The organism is Bacillus sp. FJAT-25509 (assembly GCF_001420605.1).
GTDB lineage: Bacteria > Bacillota > Bacilli > Bacillales > Bacillaceae_G > Gottfriedia.
The window spans coordinates 198,683-215,884 of sequence record NZ_LJIZ01000021.1 but is presented as its reverse complement, the minus strand read 5'-3'; the positions used below and the strand labels follow the sequence as shown (position 1 = coordinate 215,884).

17 protein-coding genes are annotated in these 17,202 nt (G+C 34.3%); 3 read left to right on the top strand and 14 right to left on the bottom strand.

All coding sequences use genetic code 11. The features are described 5' to 3' along the window. Positions 1–198 precede the first annotated feature (198 nt). A complete protein-coding gene (secDF, locus tag AN960_RS14130; protein ID WP_056472637.1) occupies positions 199–2,436 on the bottom strand; it encodes a protein translocase subunit SecDF in 2,238 nt (745 codons plus the stop codon). Positions 2,437–2,538: 102 nt separating this feature from the next. Continuing rightward, positions 2,539–2,817, bottom strand: coding sequence for a post-transcriptional regulator (locus tag AN960_RS14125; RefSeq protein WP_056472635.1), 279 nt, complete (start codon positions 2,815–2,817; stop codon positions 2,539–2,541). Positions 2,818–2,973: 156 nt separating this feature from the next. Between AN960_RS14125 and spoVB the strand changes: the two genes are divergently transcribed. Continuing rightward, entirely contained in the window at positions 2,974–4,530 is a 1,557-nt protein-coding gene (gene spoVB / locus AN960_RS14120; RefSeq protein WP_056472631.1) for a stage V sporulation protein B, read from the top strand. A gap of 661 nt (positions 4,531–5,191) precedes the next feature. Here spoVB and AN960_RS14115 read toward each other — a convergent pair. After that, on the bottom strand, positions 5,192–5,842 hold the full coding sequence (locus AN960_RS14115) for a DUF421 domain-containing protein (protein ID WP_056472628.1): 651 nt from the start codon (positions 5,840–5,842) through the stop codon (positions 5,192–5,194). Positions 5,843–6,065: 223 nt separating this feature from the next. On the opposite strand from AN960_RS14115, the gene AN960_RS14110 reads away from it, so the two are divergent. Further along, positions 6,066–6,449 (top strand): TIGR04086 family membrane protein, encoded by a 384-nt coding sequence (locus tag AN960_RS14110; protein WP_056472625.1) that lies wholly within the window; start codon positions 6,066–6,068, stop codon positions 6,447–6,449. Positions 6,450–6,563: 114 nt separating this feature from the next. Here AN960_RS14110 and yajC read toward each other — a convergent pair whose 3' ends face one another. The 6 genes from yajC to ruvA form a co-directional block, all read right to left on the bottom strand. Further along, entirely contained in the window at positions 6,564–6,836 is a 273-nt protein-coding gene (yajC, locus tag AN960_RS14105; RefSeq protein ID WP_286131712.1) for a preprotein translocase subunit YajC, read from the bottom strand. Between the two features lie 27 nt (positions 6,837–6,863). After that, complete coding sequence (gene tgt / locus AN960_RS14100) at positions 6,864–8,003, bottom strand: tRNA guanosine(34) transglycosylase Tgt (RefSeq protein WP_056472622.1); 1,140 nt, start codon at positions 8,001–8,003, stop codon at positions 6,864–6,866. Between the two features lie 20 nt (positions 8,004–8,023). Beyond that, complete coding sequence (gene queA / locus AN960_RS14095) at positions 8,024–9,052, bottom strand: tRNA preQ1(34) S-adenosylmethionine ribosyltransferase-isomerase QueA (protein WP_056472619.1); 1,029 nt, start codon at positions 9,050–9,052, stop codon at positions 8,024–8,026. An 87-nt stretch (positions 9,053–9,139) separates the two neighbouring features. After that, positions 9,140–9,337, bottom strand: coding sequence for a DUF2905 domain-containing protein (locus AN960_RS14090; RefSeq protein ID WP_056472616.1), 198 nt, complete (start codon positions 9,335–9,337; stop codon positions 9,140–9,142). Beyond that, the gene (gene ruvB / locus AN960_RS14085) at positions 9,334–10,335 is read right to left on the bottom strand and encodes a Holliday junction branch migration DNA helicase RuvB (RefSeq protein ID WP_056472613.1); all 1,002 of its coding nucleotides are present in this window, start codon (positions 10,333–10,335) and stop codon (positions 9,334–9,336) included. Before ruvB ends, AN960_RS14090 begins: the two co-directional genes overlap by 4 nt. A gap of 5 nt (positions 10,336–10,340) precedes the next feature. Next, positions 10,341–10,958, bottom strand: coding sequence for a Holliday junction branch migration protein RuvA (ruvA, locus tag AN960_RS14080; RefSeq protein WP_056472609.1), 618 nt, complete (start codon positions 10,956–10,958; stop codon positions 10,341–10,343). 194 nt (positions 10,959–11,152) lie between these two features. Between ruvA and AN960_RS14075 the strand changes: the two genes are divergently transcribed. After that, a complete protein-coding gene (locus AN960_RS14075; RefSeq protein ID WP_056473104.1) occupies positions 11,153–11,728 on the top strand; it encodes a GNAT family N-acetyltransferase in 576 nt (191 codons plus the stop codon). A gap of 107 nt (positions 11,729–11,835) precedes the next feature. Here AN960_RS14075 and AN960_RS14070 read toward each other — a convergent pair whose 3' ends face one another. From AN960_RS14070 to AN960_RS24910, 5 genes are all read right to left on the bottom strand, one after another. Next, a complete protein-coding gene (locus tag AN960_RS14070; RefSeq protein ID WP_056472605.1) occupies positions 11,836–12,345 on the bottom strand; it encodes a BofC C-terminal domain-containing protein in 510 nt (169 codons plus the stop codon). 150 nt (positions 12,346–12,495) lie between these two features. Then, positions 12,496–12,954 carry a GNAT family N-acetyltransferase gene (locus AN960_RS14065; RefSeq protein ID WP_286131711.1) on the bottom strand — a complete coding sequence of 153 codons (459 nt, stop codon included), beginning with the start codon at positions 12,952–12,954 and terminating at the stop codon, positions 12,496–12,498. Further along, the gene (locus tag AN960_RS14060; protein WP_056472602.1) at positions 12,951–13,556 is read right to left on the bottom strand and encodes a TetR/AcrR family transcriptional regulator; all 606 of its coding nucleotides are present in this window, start codon (positions 13,554–13,556) and stop codon (positions 12,951–12,953) included. Before AN960_RS14060 ends, AN960_RS14065 begins: the two co-directional genes overlap by 4 nt. A 220-nt stretch (positions 13,557–13,776) precedes the next feature. Then, positions 13,777–14,547, bottom strand: a complete 771-nt coding sequence (locus AN960_RS14055; RefSeq protein WP_056472600.1) for a YhcN/YlaJ family sporulation lipoprotein — start codon at positions 14,545–14,547, stop codon at positions 13,777–13,779. A 241-nt stretch (positions 14,548–14,788) separates the two neighbouring features. After that, positions 14,789–17,149 (bottom strand): LysM peptidoglycan-binding domain-containing protein, encoded by a 2,361-nt coding sequence (locus tag AN960_RS24910; RefSeq protein ID WP_056472598.1) that lies wholly within the window; start codon positions 17,147–17,149, stop codon positions 14,789–14,791. Positions 17,150–17,202: the final 53 nt, after the last annotated feature.

The following is a 17,202-nucleotide window of genomic DNA, read 5'->3' as shown; positions in this document are numbered from 1 at the left end:
TGCTCGACTCCTGTGGGAGATGCGGGAAGGCTGAGACCCCGCAGGAACGTACGTGACGAGGAGGCTCAAGAATCTCGCCCCACGGAAAGCGAGCATTCTGTAGTGGAAATCAAAAAGACCTTACTTTTTTAATTGATAAATTCTTTTTTTCGCTAACATGAAAAAAAGAGTATAAGCATGAGCTTATACTCTTTTTAATTATTTAGCTTCTTCAACATCAATTACTTGGTTTTTATCAAGTTGGCGACCTTTAATAAATAACCAAATTTGTGAAGCGATAAAGATTGAAGAATATGTTCCAACAACTAAACCTATTAATAATGCAAGTGAGAAGTTAAGAATTGCATGACTTCCGAATATAAGCAATGCAAGTACTGCTAATAGTACAGTAAGAACTGTTTTAACAGATCGGCCTAAAGTTTGACGAATTGATTCATTTACAACTTGTTTCAATTCTTCTCTAGAACGAATTTTCTTCTTAAGCTTCATATTTTCACGTACTCGGTCAAATGTAACGATCGAGTCATTAATCGAATAACCAACAATCGTTAGAACCGCTGCGATGAAAGTTATATCTACTTCTAATCTAAAAATACTAAACACTACAACAATGAAGAATGCATCATGTAGTAGGGCAATTACTGAAGCAATTGCATATGAGAATTGGAAACGTAATGATACGTAAAGAATGATACCTGCTGACGCGATAATCAATGCTTTAACGGCATTAGCTGCTAATTCTCTACCAACTACTGGATCAACAGTACTTACGTTTGGTTCTACCCCAAATTTAGTCGTAAAATCTTTTTTCAAATCATTAATTTGATTTTTTGTTAATACGCCTTTAAATACGATTGAACCTGTTTTTGCATCATTTGTTGAAATAGTAATACTTTCTGGCTTCAAGTTCAATTTTGAAATCTCATCATTAACAACTTGTTTTGTAACGGCTGATTTTGATTCAAATGTTACACGTGTACCACTTGCAAAATCAATTCCTAAATTTAATCGGAAAATAGAAAGTAGAATAACACCGACAACTACTGTAACAATTGAAAAATAAACAAATTTTCGACCTACACTTACAAAATCGACTTTATCATATTTTGTAGGAGGATGTGCTAGGTTATGATTTAAACCAAGAATTTCACTTTGTTTAATACCAAACCATGTTTTCTTATTATTTAAGTAACGACTTTGAACTAATAAAGAAAGTAATAGACGAGTACCGAATACTGCAGTTAAAAAGCTTACTAAAATACTTACAATTAAACTTGTTGCAAATCCTTTTACTGAGCTTGTACCGAATGAGAACAATACTACAGCAGCAAGTAGAGTTGTAATATTAGCATCAAAAATCGTGCCAAATGAACGCTGATTACCAGCACGATACGCCGATGCAACTGATTTCCCTAGTTTTAGCTCGTCCTTCAATCTCTCAAAGGTAATGATATTATTATCTACTGCAATACCAACACCAAGTATTAATGCAGCTATACCCGGAAGTGTTAATACTGCATTCATGCCGTCAAATACTAGTAATGTTACGTAAGTATATGCCATTAACATGATGCTTGCGATTAAACCTGGTAAGCGATAGAAATAAAGCATAAATAAGAAAATTACTGCCACACCAATAATTCCAGCAAAAATTGTTTCATGAAGAGCATCTGTACCAAATTTTGCACCGATTGATGTTGAATACATTTCTTTAAGGTGTACTGGAAGTGCCCCTGCATTTAATAAGTCTGATAGTTCTTTTGCACTTTCAACCGTAAATGTAGAGCCTACAATAGAAAGTGAATCATCTGTAAATACTTGATTTACACTAGCTGCAGATAAGAATTTAGGTTTTGCTTTTGCAGATTCCTTTTTGAAAGAGTCTTGTCCTTCTTTGAAATCTAACCAAATAACCATCATATTATTTGGAGCACCCATTTTTAATACTTTACTTGTAACATCTTTAACCTTAGAAGCATCCTTAAATGTAATTGATACACTTGGTTTACCCATTTGGTCAAATGTTTGCTTTGAAGCGCCTTCTTTTAAATCCGCTCCAGTCATCAGAACCTTATCATTTACGTCACGAATTGTTAAATTCGCTTCAGTAGAAAGAATATCACGTGCTTTAGCTTGATCTTTTACACCAGCTAATTGTACACGTATACGATCTTTCCCTTCGATTTGAATGTTTGGTTCACTTACTCCTAATACGTTTACACGTTTTTCAAGAGCTTTTGCTGTACTTACTAAAACATTTTTGTTAATTTTGTCGCTTTTCTTAATCGGCTTAACTTTGTAAAGCACCTCAAACCCGCCCTGTAAATCTAGACCAAGCTTAATATTATTCGCGGTACCAAATACAGTTGTGCCGATTACTGCTGCTAATACAGCAATAATTAAGAAGAAGGCAACAATTCTGTTACGCTTCACCATGTTGTGAATTTCCTCCTCTAACTAGTTCAAGTTCTAGTACGAAAATGGTATGTTTTCATTCTTATATTATACAAATGCAATTTTTTTATTGTCAATTAATGGTTAAACTGACTCCCCAAACTGCCAAGTAGGTGATTTAAATGCTTCGATTCGAATATAATTCATATAATCGTTTACAGTTAATGAGAGTATGTCTTCTACTAGTTGAAAAAGCTTTGGTTCGTCCTCTTTCTTTCGCCATATGGTTCTTTCGAGGCATTCCCATAAGCCATCCTCACTGACAGTATCGAATCCAAGCATTCTAAATTCATCCAGTTTACTTTCAATTACTACCTGTAGCTTAGGTTTAAATTCTGCAGCTTGTTGATGAAAAGTCGACATACTCTTCCCCCCTAATTTTCTGTATTTTTAGAAAAATGATTTTAGACCTTCATATTCATTTCCTAGATGTTGAACTAACTTGTCATGCTTGCCTACATTTATAGCATATATATAATTGTAAATCATTCTAGGCTGTTTGAGAAGGTGGTAAAAGTAATGACAAAGCAAACGTTTTTAAGAGGAACGTTTTTTTTACTTATTGCAGGGCTCATCACAAGAATTTTAGGGTTTTTTAATCGTATTGTTGTAGCAAGAATAATGGGTGAAGAAGGCGTAGGATTATTTATGATGGCAGTCCCGACACTATTTTTGGTCATGACGCTTACACAGCTCGGCTTACCAATTGCCATCTCAAAATTAATTGCAGAAGCAGTTGCTCAAAATAGACAAGATCGGATAAAAAAGATTTTAGCTGTATCAATGTCAATAACTGGCATATTAAGTATTATTTTTACAACAGCAATGATATTTTTATCCCCTTATATTGCTAAAAACTTATTAACGGACGAAAGGACTATGTACCCACTAATTGCCATCGCACCAGTTGTTCCAATTATTGCTATTTCATCAGTATTACGTGGATATTTTCAAGGCGTTCAGAATATGCGACCTTCTTCCTTTTCCCAAGTTATTGAACAAGTTGTTCGTATAGTACTAGTTGCAGTTTGTACTAAAACTTTTTTACCATATGGAGTTGAATTTGCCGCTAGTGGCGCCATTATCTCTTCTGTATTAGGGGAATTAGCTTCTTTAATTTATATGCTTTATGTTTTTAAGAAAGAAAAAAATGCAAAGTTCATTTCTGGATTTAAGAACAATATTAAAGATGGAAGAAAAACTCTTAGCGACCTATTAAGTATTGCTCTACCAACAACTGGAAGTCGTTTAATTGGTTCAATATCAATGTTTTTAGAACCAATAGTTGTCTCACAAAGTTTAGCGATTGCAGGGGTAACCGCAGCTGTTGCAACTAAACAATATGGATTGCTTGCAGGATATGCTTTACCTCTATTACTTTTACCAGCGTTTATTACTTATGCACTATCTACAGCACTTGTGCCAGCGATTAGTGAAGCAATGGCCAAAAAAGATCGTGTAACTGTTGAAAGAAGATTGCAGCAAGCACTACGCTACTCAATGATTGCGGGTGGTTGGTCTGTTGTTATTTTATACGTCTTTGCCTCACCGATTTTAACACTAATGTACAAAAGTGACCAAGCTACAAATTTTATATTACTTTTAGCACCTTGCTTTATTTTTTACTATTTCCAAGGACCACTACAAGCTGTATTGCAGGCACTTAATCTTGCAAATTCAGCCATGATTAATAGCTTTGTCGGTTCGGTCGTTAAAATTGCTAGTATTTTATTACTAGCTACAAATCCAAAGTTTGGTATTAACGGTGTTGCGTTAGCTATGAATATTAGTATTGTAACAATAACGGTACTTCACTATTTCACTGTATTAAAAGCCATCAACTTTTCAATTTTCGTTAAGGATTATGTTTATTGTCTAGTCATTTTAGGAATTTGTATTTATGTCGGAAAATTCATCAAAGAATACGTAGTTTTTTCATCCTCATTATTAGTACAAACCTTAGCAAGTATTTCGGTTGTCACTTTAATGTATATCTTATTAATTCTATTATTTAATCTAGTTAAGAAAGATGAGATCATTCGAATCCCATTCTTTAAAAAGTTAATTACAAGATAATGGACAATAGAATAGATCATAACAAAACCACAAAGTAATTAATGTACTTTGTGGTTTCACTCTGTTGAAAAACACTTTTGTAAACTAGTTATCAAATTTTCGTAAAGGAGTTGATTGATGTTGATTTCCACTACAGGATGCTCGCTTTCCATGGGGCGAGATTCTTTAGCGGGGTCTCAGCCTTCCCGCTAATCCCATAGGAGTCGAGCAACATCCGCTCCAATCAACTTTTTCATCAAAAAAAGTTCACACTAAAAAATCTAATTTAAAATCCTTTACTAAGGGTAGCATAAAAGTTTGTTAATCAATATGTAGGTCAATTAAGATCGAACACCAACGTATTATAATAATCATTTGAAATTGTTTTTCTATAAGTCAGCCCTTATATATTTTTAACTAATCAATAATAATCAATTACTAGAGTTCATTGATCTATAAAACTGCTCAAACATATTAACATTTAAAATCATTAATTTCTCACCAAAATTGATAATTTAATCATTAAAATGTTCACTTAATGTACGTCTTGTTACTGACCGTTTTATATTTCAAAACTCTGAAGCCACAAAGTAATTAAATGTTCTTTGTGGTTTATTAATTTTCTTTTATGTATATGTTAGTTAATTTCCACTGCAGGATACTGATATTTCTAAATCCTAAATTATTCGTCTTTCTTATCAAAAAATATTTCTCCTCCTCGTAAGCTACAATAAGATACTTGTTTGAATTCATCATATCCATGTTTTTTTAACTCTTCTAATAACCACTGTTTATCTTTATGATACTGATTTAAATTATCTTCTTGTACGATGCCATCTAATATTAGTGGAAATGTGAGTGAGCTATAATTTATATCACCGTTTATTTCCTTTTTAAATATTGATAATTTCCCTGTAGGTTCTAGTAATGCATAGTCAACATCCCGTACATCTCCAATATCCTTTTCTCTTAGTTGGAGTAATAGGTCGTCAAATGTGTATCTTTGTTTTTTCATCTCTTTCTCTAAAACTTTACCTTTACTAATGATTAATACAGGATGTCCATCTAATATTTTTCTAAACTTAACACTTTTTAGCGAAATTAAAGAAAAAATTATTTGGATAACTACAATTAAAAACATTGGATAGATTACTTTTACGATCGGATCATTATGGTTTTCGATCCCGATTGCTGCTATTTCAGTTAATAAAATATAAACGACTAGATCTAATAAACTTAACTCACCTATTTCTCTCTTACCCATTATCCGAAAGAAAAATGCAATAATTAAATAGATTAAAATGGTACGAATCGTCATAGAACCTAATTCCATTTTACTTACCCTCACATCCAAAACTTGTTGATTTTCAAAAAAATTGATCTTAAGCTAGCACTGACACCTGTAAATATGAATCCAAACCCTACTAATTTCCCATAAAGAAAATAATAGTAGAATTTTGTTCATAATTTTACTATTTGTAATTGCCCTATAAGTATTCTAAAAATTCATCTCATGAATATGCTTGTATTAAAAGAGTGTACAAGGGGGAATATGAATGAAAAAAACAGCTGTAGCTGTCTCTTTTGGCTTTTTAACTATTCTTTTATTAGTATTGTCAATTAGTTTGATTTTATCATTATTACTTAAACTAACTTCACTTACAGAAGCAAGTGTCACAACAACTACTCTTATCCTATCATTTATCGTTATGTTAATTGGTGGTTTTGTTACAGGAGCGAAAGGGAAAGAAAAAGGTTGGATTCTTGGATTATTAACAAGTGGAGCGTATTCTATTTTTGTATTTTTTGTACAGTTTCTTGGCTATGATCGAACTTTTTCACAGGAACAAATAATGTATCACGGTATTTTCTTAGGTGTTTGTATGTTAGGGTCAATTTTTGGAGTGAATGCGGCAAGTAATAAATCTTATAATCAATAAAGTTTTTTGAGTTATATCTAAATCACTTTAGACTTAATTTAAATTTCTTACAGAATAAACAAAACGCTAGTTCCCAAAAGGAACTAGCGTTTCTTACGCTACAATTAAGTAAAATTAAGCTTGATTTCTTGTTTCACGAATTGCGTTTTTTTCAAATACCATACGTGATCCATCAGCAGTTTTTAATGTAATTGTATTATTTTCTTCGTTAACAGCATCAACTAATCCGTGTAATCCACCGATTGTTACAACCATATCGCCTTTGCTAATTCCAGCTTGCATAGAAGCTGTTTGCTTTTGACGCTTTTGTTGTGGACGAATTAGTAAGAAGTAGAAAACTATGAACATTAATATTAGAGGTAAAATCCCCATTAAACCATTACCCATCTTAATCTTCCTTTCAATATGTAAATTTTAGAAGTTCCTAGCGTTCGGCTTATTAAAACCGTATTGTTCAAAAAACTCTTCTCGGAAATCACCTAAACGGTCTTCGCGGATTGCTTGGCGAACTTGTTCCATTAATTGTAACAGAAAATGTAAGTTATGGTAAGTAGTCAAACGCATTCCAAACGTCTCTTCGCATCGGATTAAATGACGGATATATGCTCTTGTATAGTTTTTACATGCATAACAATCACAATTAGGATCAAGCGGAGAATAGTCCTCTGCATATTTTGCATTCTTTATAACTAATCGTCCTTCGCTAGTCATACATGTACCATTACGAGCGATACGCGTTGGAAGTACACAGTCAAACATATCCACTCCTCGAATTGCGCCATCAATTAATGAGTCAGGAGAACCCACTCCCATTAAATATCTTGGTTTATCCGTTGGTAGGAAAGGTGTCGTAAACTCTAAAACTCTATTCATTACATCCTTTGGTTCTCCAACTGATAATCCACCAATTGCATAACCTGGGAAATCTAAAGAAACTAAGTCTCTTGCAGATTGTTTACGAAGGTCTTCGTATTCTCCCCCTTGAACAATTCCAAATAATCCTTGATCCTCTGGTCTTTGGTGAGAATTTAAACAACGCTCTGCCCATCTACTTGTTCTCTCAACTGAACGTTTCATGTAATCATACTCAGCAGGGTATGGTGGACATTCATCAAACGCCATCATGATATCAGAACCTAATGCATTTTGAATTTCCATCGCCTTTTCTGGTGAAAGGAATAATTTATCGCCATTTAAGTGATTTCTGAAATGTACGCCCTCTTCTTCGATTTTTCGGAATTGACTCAAGCTAAATACTTGGAATCCTCCTGAATCTGTTAAAATTGCACGATCCCAGTTCATAAATTTATGTAAGCCACCAGCTTTTTTAATAATCTCATGACCAGGTCTTAACCATAAATGGTAAGTATTACTTAAAATAATACCTGATCCCATTGCTTTTAAATCTTCAGGAGCCATTGTTTTAACAGTGGCTAAAGTTCCAACAGGCATAAATGCTGGAGTTTCAAATGAACCATGTGGAGTATGGACAATTCCTAATCTCGCACCTGTTTGCTTACAAGTTTTAATATGTTCATAACGAATTGCTGTCATTTTTCGATTCCTTTCAATTCTTAAAGTATTAACATTGCATCGCCAAAGCTAAAAAAGCGATATCTTTGATCAACTGCTTCTTTATAAGCAGATAAAACTGGTTCTCTTCCAGCTAAAGCGCTAATCAGCATAATTAGAGTTGATTTTGGTAAATGGAAGTTCGTAATCATCCCATCAATTCCCATAAATTTATATCCTGGGAAAATGAAGATAGACGTCCAACCACTAGACCCTTCAAACTTACCATTATTAGCTGTAGCAATCGTTTCAACTGTACGAGTAGAAGTTGTTCCGACAGTAATGATTCTACCACCGTTTGCTTTCGTTTCATTTAACAGTTTAGCCGTTTCATCAGACATATAGTAGTATTCTGAGTGCATATCATGTTCTTCGATCGATTCTACACTTACTGGTCTAAATGTACCTAAACCTACATGCAATGTAATAAATGCTAACTTTACACCTTTTTCTTGAACTTTAGCTAAAAGTTCTTTTGTAAAATGTAAACCTGCAGTAGGCGCTGCCGCTGAACCAATTTCTTTTGCAAATACTGTCTGGTAACGATCTTTATCTTCTAACTTTTCTTTAATATATGGAGGTAGTGGCATTTCACCTAGTTGGTCTAAGATCTCATAAAAAATCCCATCGTATTGGAATTTTAATTTTCTTCCACCTTGATCACTAGAACCTACACATTCTGCCTTTAATCTGCCATCTCCAAATAAAATGATTGTGCCTTCTTTGACTCTTTTAGCAGGCTTTACTAAAGTTTCCCATACATCCTGCTCTTCTTGTTGAAGTAATAATACTTCAATTTGAGCACCTGTATCTTCTTTCACACCAAATAATCTAGCAGGCATTACTTTTGTTTCATTTAAAACTAAACAATCGCCCTCTTGTAGATAATCTAACACATCAGGAAACTGTTTATGCTCTACATTTCCTGACTCTTTATGTAATACCATTAGTCTCGATGCTTCTCGGTCCAACAAAGGAGTCTGAGCAATCAACTCTTCAGGTAAATCAAAATCAAATAAATTTACATCCATTTCTATACACCTCATAAATTTCAGGAGTAAGGAGAAAGGGAGATTATCCACAATTCCCTTTTCCAAACTCTATTTATTTCTACTCACTTATTTTCTCCCAAATAATGAAAATATAAGTGATAATAAAATACTTATGATAATACAAGTTACAATCGGAAAGTAAAACGATACATTTCCTTTTTTTATAAAAATATCGCCTGGAAGTTTCCCAACAAATCGAATAAACAATCCAACAACTAGTAAGATAATTCCTAACGTAATTAAAATTTTTGACAAATCAATCATTGCTCCGGCACCTGCAACCCGAAATGTTTGTATGTTAAATCAGTAACAATTCGTCCCCTAGGAGTCCGCTGAAGAAAGCCAATTTGAAGTAAATATGGCTCATATACATCTTCAATCGTTTGTGACTCTTCCCCGATTGAAGCAGCAATCGTATCAACCCCAACAGGACCACCTCTAAATCGCTCAATAATAGCTAGTAACAATTTATGATCGATATGGTCTAGACCTGCTTCATCTACCTGCATTTGAATTAAAGAGTCTTTAGCTATTTCAAAGGTAATGATTCCACTTCCTTGAACTTGAGCAAAATCTCTTACCCTTCTTAATAAACGGTTTGCAATTCGAGGGGTACCTCGAGATCTTCTAGCTACTTCTGAAGCAGCGTCATTTTCAATTTCCATTCCGAATAACTCTGCTGTTCTTTTCACGATCAATGCAAGTTGTTCAACAGTATAGAATTCTAATCGATTTAATACTCCAAAACGATCTCTAAGTGGTGAGGAAAGGAGACCTGCTCTTGTTGTTGCTCCTATTAATGTAAATGGAGGCAAATCAATTCTTACCGACCTAGCAGTTGCATCCTTTCCAATTACGATGTCAAAGAAAAAGTCTTCCATTGCTGGATAAAGTACTTCTTCTACTGTTCGAGGCAATCGGTGAATTTCATCGATAAACAATACATCACCAGGTTGAAGTGAAGTCAAAATAGCTGCTAAATCTCCAGGACGCTCAATCGCTGGTCCTGAAGTCGTTTTGAATCCAACACCTAGTTCATTCGCAATAATCGCTGCTAAAGTGGTTTTACCTAATCCAGGAGGACCGTATAATAGAACATGATCTAAAGACTCATTTCGCATCTTTGCAGCTTCAATAAAAACTTGCAAATTCTTTTTGACTTTATCTTGCCCTATATATTCCCTTAATGATTGAGGCCTTAGTGAAAGCTCTTGATCAAATTCCTCGCCACTACTTTCACCAGATAAAATTCGGTCATCCATTTTCATCACCTCTTAGCTTGCAATAGTAATTGAAGTGCTTTTTTAATATATTCATCCGTTGAAAGCTTCTCATTCTTTAATAACGGTACGATCTTTTTAACTTCTTTTTCTGCATAGCCTAATGCTTTTAATGCTTCAATTGCATCATCTAATGAAGATGCTGCACTTTCTTTCTCTTCAATAGCATCTAGGTCAGTAAATAAATCGACTTGAACTGCTCCAAAGACTTTTTCAAGTTTTCCTTTTAAATCAAGGATCATTTGTCTTGCTGTCTTTTTACCAACACCAGGAAATTTTGTTAAAAATACCTCGTCCTCTTCTTCGATCGCATGAACTATCTGATTTGGTTCTCCAGTCGCAACAATTGCCAAAGCACCTTTAGGACCGATTCCTGACACACTTAACAATTTTTGGAATAAAGTACGTTCATCTAGTGTTTTAAAACCATATAACATCATAACATCTTCTCTTACATAATGATGTGTATAAACTTTTAAGATTTCATTTGAAGGTCTAAAAACATATGGATTAGGTGTAAATAATTGATAACCCATTCCATTATGATCAATTACTATATATTCTGGTCCAACCCATTCTATCTTTCCAATTATGTATTCGTACATGGTTTTCTCCCCTTTTTACATGTATTCCATTGTACCATAGAAAGAAGAAGGAAAAAAATAGTCGGCTGTCGAAAATAAAAATTTTATACATATGATTTAACGAAAAAGTTTACATAAAAATGACTAATAAATTTAGCGAAATTTTAAAAAATCGGTACTTAAGAAAATCCATAAGGAGGCCATTCGATTTGAACATGTTTCCAATTCTAACTACAGAGCGACTTTATTTAAGAGAAATTAAAGTCACTGATCTTAATCGAATGTTCAATATTTTATCAAGAGAAGATGTCACCAAATATTATGGACTAGATGCACTAAAAAATAGTAGTGAAGTATTGGACGTAATTCATTATTTTAGAGAAATGTATGAAGCGCGCAATGGCATCCGTTGGGGAATGATTGATAATGAAACAAACAAACTAATCGGAACATGTGGATTTACTGCTTACCAAGAACGAAACAAAAGGGCCGAAGTTGGCTATGAGGTACACCCTGACTATTGGAGAAAAGGTTTTGCGACAGAAGCTTTAAAAGCATTATTATCTTATGGATTTAATATTCTTCAACTAAATCGAATAGGAGCAATCGTTTATCCGGAAAATCTACCTTCCCAAAAACTCCTTGAAAAAATAGGATTTACCAATGAGGGTCTACTACGTCAGTATTTAGTACAAGGTAGTACTGTGCATGATACTTATGTTTATTCAATTTTACGAAGTGATTGGGAAAGAATAGAGGAATTGGAAGTTCAAGATAGAAAAATGACTTGAACCATCCAAATACAAAAAATCCACAAGGAAAATAAATTACTTTGTGGATTCTTTTTTATATGACATTTTAGATAGACGTCCGATTGATCACAGTCAAATTCCGAAATTTAATTTACGATTCTTTCATACTCTTTTAAGTAATGTAATAGATAATCGTAATGATCTTTCGTCGAAATTTTAATCCCTTGTTCAAGTTGCTTTTGTTTATTTACTTCTAATTTATTCGTATCTATTTGAAAAAAAGATTCGATAATATTATTACCGCTTGGCACTCCAATATATAAATTCAAAACCCCATTTGAATTTATTCCGAAGTAACCTTTCGCCTTTAAAGTAGGTGAAAGATCATTAATTTTTTTCATTAGTACGATTTGGTCATCATTTTCTTCTATGACTTTCCAACCCTTAAATTCTTTTTTTACTTGACCCAACGTTTTGTGTTGATTAATGTAAATTTCCTCAATCACTTCACCGTTTATATATACTTTATGTAAAATGATTGTAATTCCCTTTTTGTTAGAACTATGTTGAAGTTCATTATGAGCTGCCAATGTTTCAGTTTGTGCCGGTATTAATAAAGCTAGTAAACAAACAAATATTAAAATGAACTTTTTCACAAACATCCACTCCTTTAGACAAATTCATACAAGCTTTTTTAGTTTGACCATTCCTTTTATCTTTATCCAACATATTTATAATTTTTATATGTAAATGGCCATTAATCTTCTAAACAAAAAAACCTAAAGAGTTGTCTTTAGGAAAGGGGGTTAATTACCATATGTATTTTCAAATAGAGATATAAAAAAATTAGGTGCCACTTCAATTTTCTTATGAAATTTAAAACCAGAAGTTTTATATAAGTTAATGGCTGGTAGGTTATCTGATCCTGTTGAAACAATTACTTTTTTCTTCTTGGCAACTTCATTTAAAAAATAATTAACTAATTTTCTTGCAATGCCCCGCTTAAAGCAACTAGGATGTACTACCAATCTACATATTTGAAATTCGTTATCGTCTTCTGTATAGGCCAAAAATCCTTTTAATTCATTCTCAATCACATAACCGATAAAAATTTCTTTGGAATCTCTAATGCTTTCGACATTGTCCTTTAATTGTGGTATTCCTTCAAAATTGATTAACTTTGCTTCTACCTTATATGCGGGTAACTGTACATTTAAAATTAAATTTGCCATTTTTTTATCTTTATTGTCTAATTTAAAAATCAAAATTTTCTCCTCCTAATCCCCTGATCTTGTCCTTTTGATAAACCATTTAGGATATAAAAGTTAAATAACTCAGTAATTTTTTTAGGACTTAGCGCCTCGTGCTCTTTCTCCCAATCGATTTTAAGTGTTGTATAAAGTCGAAACATTACCAAAGCAGTTATTTCGGGATCACATTCTACAATTTCTTTCTTTACTATTGCTTCTTCAATTTTTTTCTGTATGTATAGAATGATTGATTGATTCAATCGCTTTAAAGCGTCATGTACTATAGTCGTTCCAATTTCTTGTTGTTCCTGAAGCAACTTTATTGTTAATTCATGTTCATTATGAAAAACAATAAATACTTCAATTCCTTTATGAGCTTTTTCAATGAATGAATCTTCATCATGAATCGATTGTTCTGCTAAAAATTTCATTTCAGTAATCAAATTATTGATGATTTCATCAAATAATTCTTCTTTATTTTTGAAGAAAGTATAGATCGTTCCTTTTCCAACATTTGCCTGTTTTGCGATTTGACTCATTGTAGTTGCTTTATAGCCAAAAATGGTAAATGACTTTGTGGCAGCTTGTAAAATAATTTGCTTTTTCAAAAAACTCACCTCAAATTCTCTTATTAACCAATTGACCACTTCGAACTTTTGGTCAATATAAAAATCACTTTACCATATTGTTTAACCCTCATCAAACGAATTGTTAAACTATTCTAAGAACTAAAAGGATCTTAATCATCGAATTAAAAAAAATGTAAATTACAAAGAAACAAGCTCTAAAAAAGGAAGAAGCAAGAGCTTCTTCCTTTTCAGTGTAAAAAATTGATTATTATCGGTTTGGATTAGTTGCATCCTTAACATCATTTTTTACATTACGATACATATGTTTAACATTTTCTTTTGTATCGTATAATACATTTTTAGTGGCATTTGGAACATTATTTGTCATGTTATTTAAATTATTTCTAATTGTTCCATCAAATGTTACATATACTTTTTTACCACTCGTGTATGGTGATAAAGCGTCTTTGATTTTTGATCGAAATGCGCTTTCATCAACATTTTTATTTACCAGATCTACTGCAATAAGAACCTGATCACCAACAGCAACCGTGCTTGCTTTGGATACATTTGACATTTCTTCTACTCGTTTAGATATTTGGTCCGCAAACTTTCGTTCACCAGCATTCATATTAGTGTTTGTACTAATATTTGTATATGGTACAAGAGGAGCTGTGTTTAAATCGTTATTATAACGAACTTGATCCATCGTGTAGTTTCTATTTGTATAATTGACATTTCTTCCATATGTTCCGTCATGGATTACGCCATCATTAGAATATTCACTACTTAAACCTTCATTTATACGATCATTTCCGTAGTGATTATTTTTCTTTGTGAAATAATCTTGGTTATTAGGATAGTTTACGTTTTCATAACGATAATTAACAGCATAAGGGTTTGTCGGTTTATTGAAGTTTACTTTTTCATAACCAACATTTCTTTTATGGTCATTCATGGCATTATTGTTTGTTCCACAAGCAGATAATGTTAAAGCTGTTAGCACACCTGTAGCAACGATAAGACCTTTTTTATTCAATATAAAACCCTCCCTTTAATTACAGCCAATTGTAATACTAAAATGTATTACAAAGTTAGGTTGACCTTTTTAGGTGGATTTTAAATTGTTAATTGATGGTTTGAAACTCATTTTAAGTAAAAAAGTGCTCTTTAAAGGCTGTTACATGAGAAATAATTTCTAATCCAATTAATTCCTGTATTAAAATAACTAAATAAAAAAAAGACGATTAGTAATTAATCGCCTTTTTAAATAAAATTCTTTATTGTTCATCTTCCTCAAAATATGGTACTCCGTAGGAAGACTGATTTTGTGCATAAGGAGTAAATAATTGCGAATTTGGATCAAAATAAGGTTCAGATGAATCACGATACATTGGAGTCGGTCCAGTAGCATATGGTGAAACAACTGGACCGCCTTGGAACTTTGGATAGTCCATGGCTGGTAATGTTTGTGGGAAGTTTTCATTTGGTCCCATATATGCTGGCATTGTTGCTGGGAAGTTTGCGTTTGGTCCCATGTATGCCGGCATTGTTGCTGGGAAGTTTGCGTTTGGTCCCATATATGCTGGCATTGTTGCTGGGAAGTTTTCATTTGGTCCCATGTATGCTGGCATTGTTGCTGGGAAGTTTGCGTTTGGTCCCATATATGCTGGCATTGTTGCTGGGAAGTTTTCATTTGGTCCCATATATGCTGGCATTGTTGCTGGGAAGTTTGCGTTTGGTCCCATATATGCTGGCATTGTTGCTGGGAAGTTTTCATTTGGTCCCATATATGCCGGCATTGTTGCTGGGAAGTTTTCATTTGGTCCCATATATGCTGGTAATGTTTGTGGGAAGTTTCCGTTCGGTCCCATGTATGCCGGTAAAGTTTGTGCTACATTTGGATTCGGTCCCATATATGCTGGTAGTGTTTGCATATTATTTCCTGGCATTGGCGCTGGTAATGGTGTTGGCACTGGTGCTGGTAATGGCGTTGGCATCGCAGTTGGCGGAACTGGTGCTTCTCCAGTTACTCCTGGCATCATCGGCATAGCTCCAAAACTCGGTAAAGTTGGTAATGTCCCTCCTTCTCCTCGTGGATAATATGGGTAGTTTGCGTTTGGTCCCATATATGCTGGTAATGTTTGTGGGAAGTTTTCATTTGGTCCCATATATGCTGGCATTGTTGCTGGGAAGTTTGCGTTTGGTCCCATATATGCTGGCATTGTTGCTGGGAAGTTTGCGTTTGGCCCCATATATGCTGGCATTGTTGCTGGGAAGTTTTCATTTGGTCCCATATATGCTGGTAATGTTTGCGGGAAGTTTCCGTTCGGTCCCATATATGCCGGTAATGTTTGCGGGAAGTTTGGATTCGGTCCTACATATGCTGGTAGCGTTTGGGCTGCGTTTGGATTCGGTCCTACATATGCTGGTAGCGTTTGGGCTGCGTTTGGATTCGGTCCTACATACGCTGGTAGTGTTTGAGGTACATTCGGTCCTGCAAATGCTGGAAGTGTTTGTGGTGCATTTGGTCCCATATACGCTGGTAATGTTTGTGGTGCATTATTTGGTCCCACATACGCCGGTAATGTTTGAGCTTTATTAGTTGCAACTGGTGATACTTGCGCATTTGGCTTTCCTGTTGCCACTGGCGATACTTGCATATTTGGTTTGCCTGTTGCCACTGGCGATACTTGCATATTTGGTTTGCCTGTTGCTACTGGTGATACTTGCATATTCGGCTTTCCTGTTGCTACTGGTGATACTTGCATATTCGGCTTTCCTGTTGCTACTGGTGATACTTGCATATTCGGTTTTCCTGTTGCTACTGGTGATACTTGCATATTCGGTTTTCCTGTTGCTACAGGTAATACTTGCTCTTTTGGTTTTCCTGTTGCCACTGGCGATACTTGCACATTTGGTTTTCCTGTTGCTACTGGTGATACTTGCACATTTGGTTTTCCTGTTGCTACCGGTGATACTTGTTGATTTGGTTTGCCTGTTGCTATTGGCGATACTTGTTGATTTGGTTTCCCTGTTTCCACAGGAGATACTTGCGTATTTGGTGTTGATGGAGAAACCAATGATCCTGGGAAGTAGTTCTTTTTCTCTGACATGCTTTGTCCTCCCTTGGTGTTCACATTTGATTTATTATCATTTATCGGATTTTTAACTGCCACTGGCGAAACAACTTGCGGTATGTTCGCATTTGGTTTTCCAGTTTGAACAGGAGATACTTGTTGATTCGCATTATTTGTCGCAGGTGATACAGTCGGTTTCGCAGGTGGAATAGGTATCTGAATTACAGGTTTTACTGTCGGTGTAACCTCTACATTAATATTCAAATTATTATCAACTGGCTTTGTATTCGGCATGACAGCAGGTTGTGTCTGAGCTACAGGTTGAACATTTCCTTCTTCTACCTCCAAAGCAACACTTGGCTTAGGTTGCTGTACCTCCTTTTTAGAACCTAATGGGGCTGGTTTTTCTCCCCTTTCTGGCACTTTTATTTTCATGCCAGGATAGATCATATCTGGATTACTTAGTTGGGCATTTAATTTAACTATCTCTTCATAGTCGATATTATATTTTTGAGCAATGCTCTTAAGGGTATCGCCCTTTATTACTATGTGAATTCTCACCTTTTCCCCTCCTGACCAATTGCCTCTACGTTGGATTGTACATTAGTACCTCA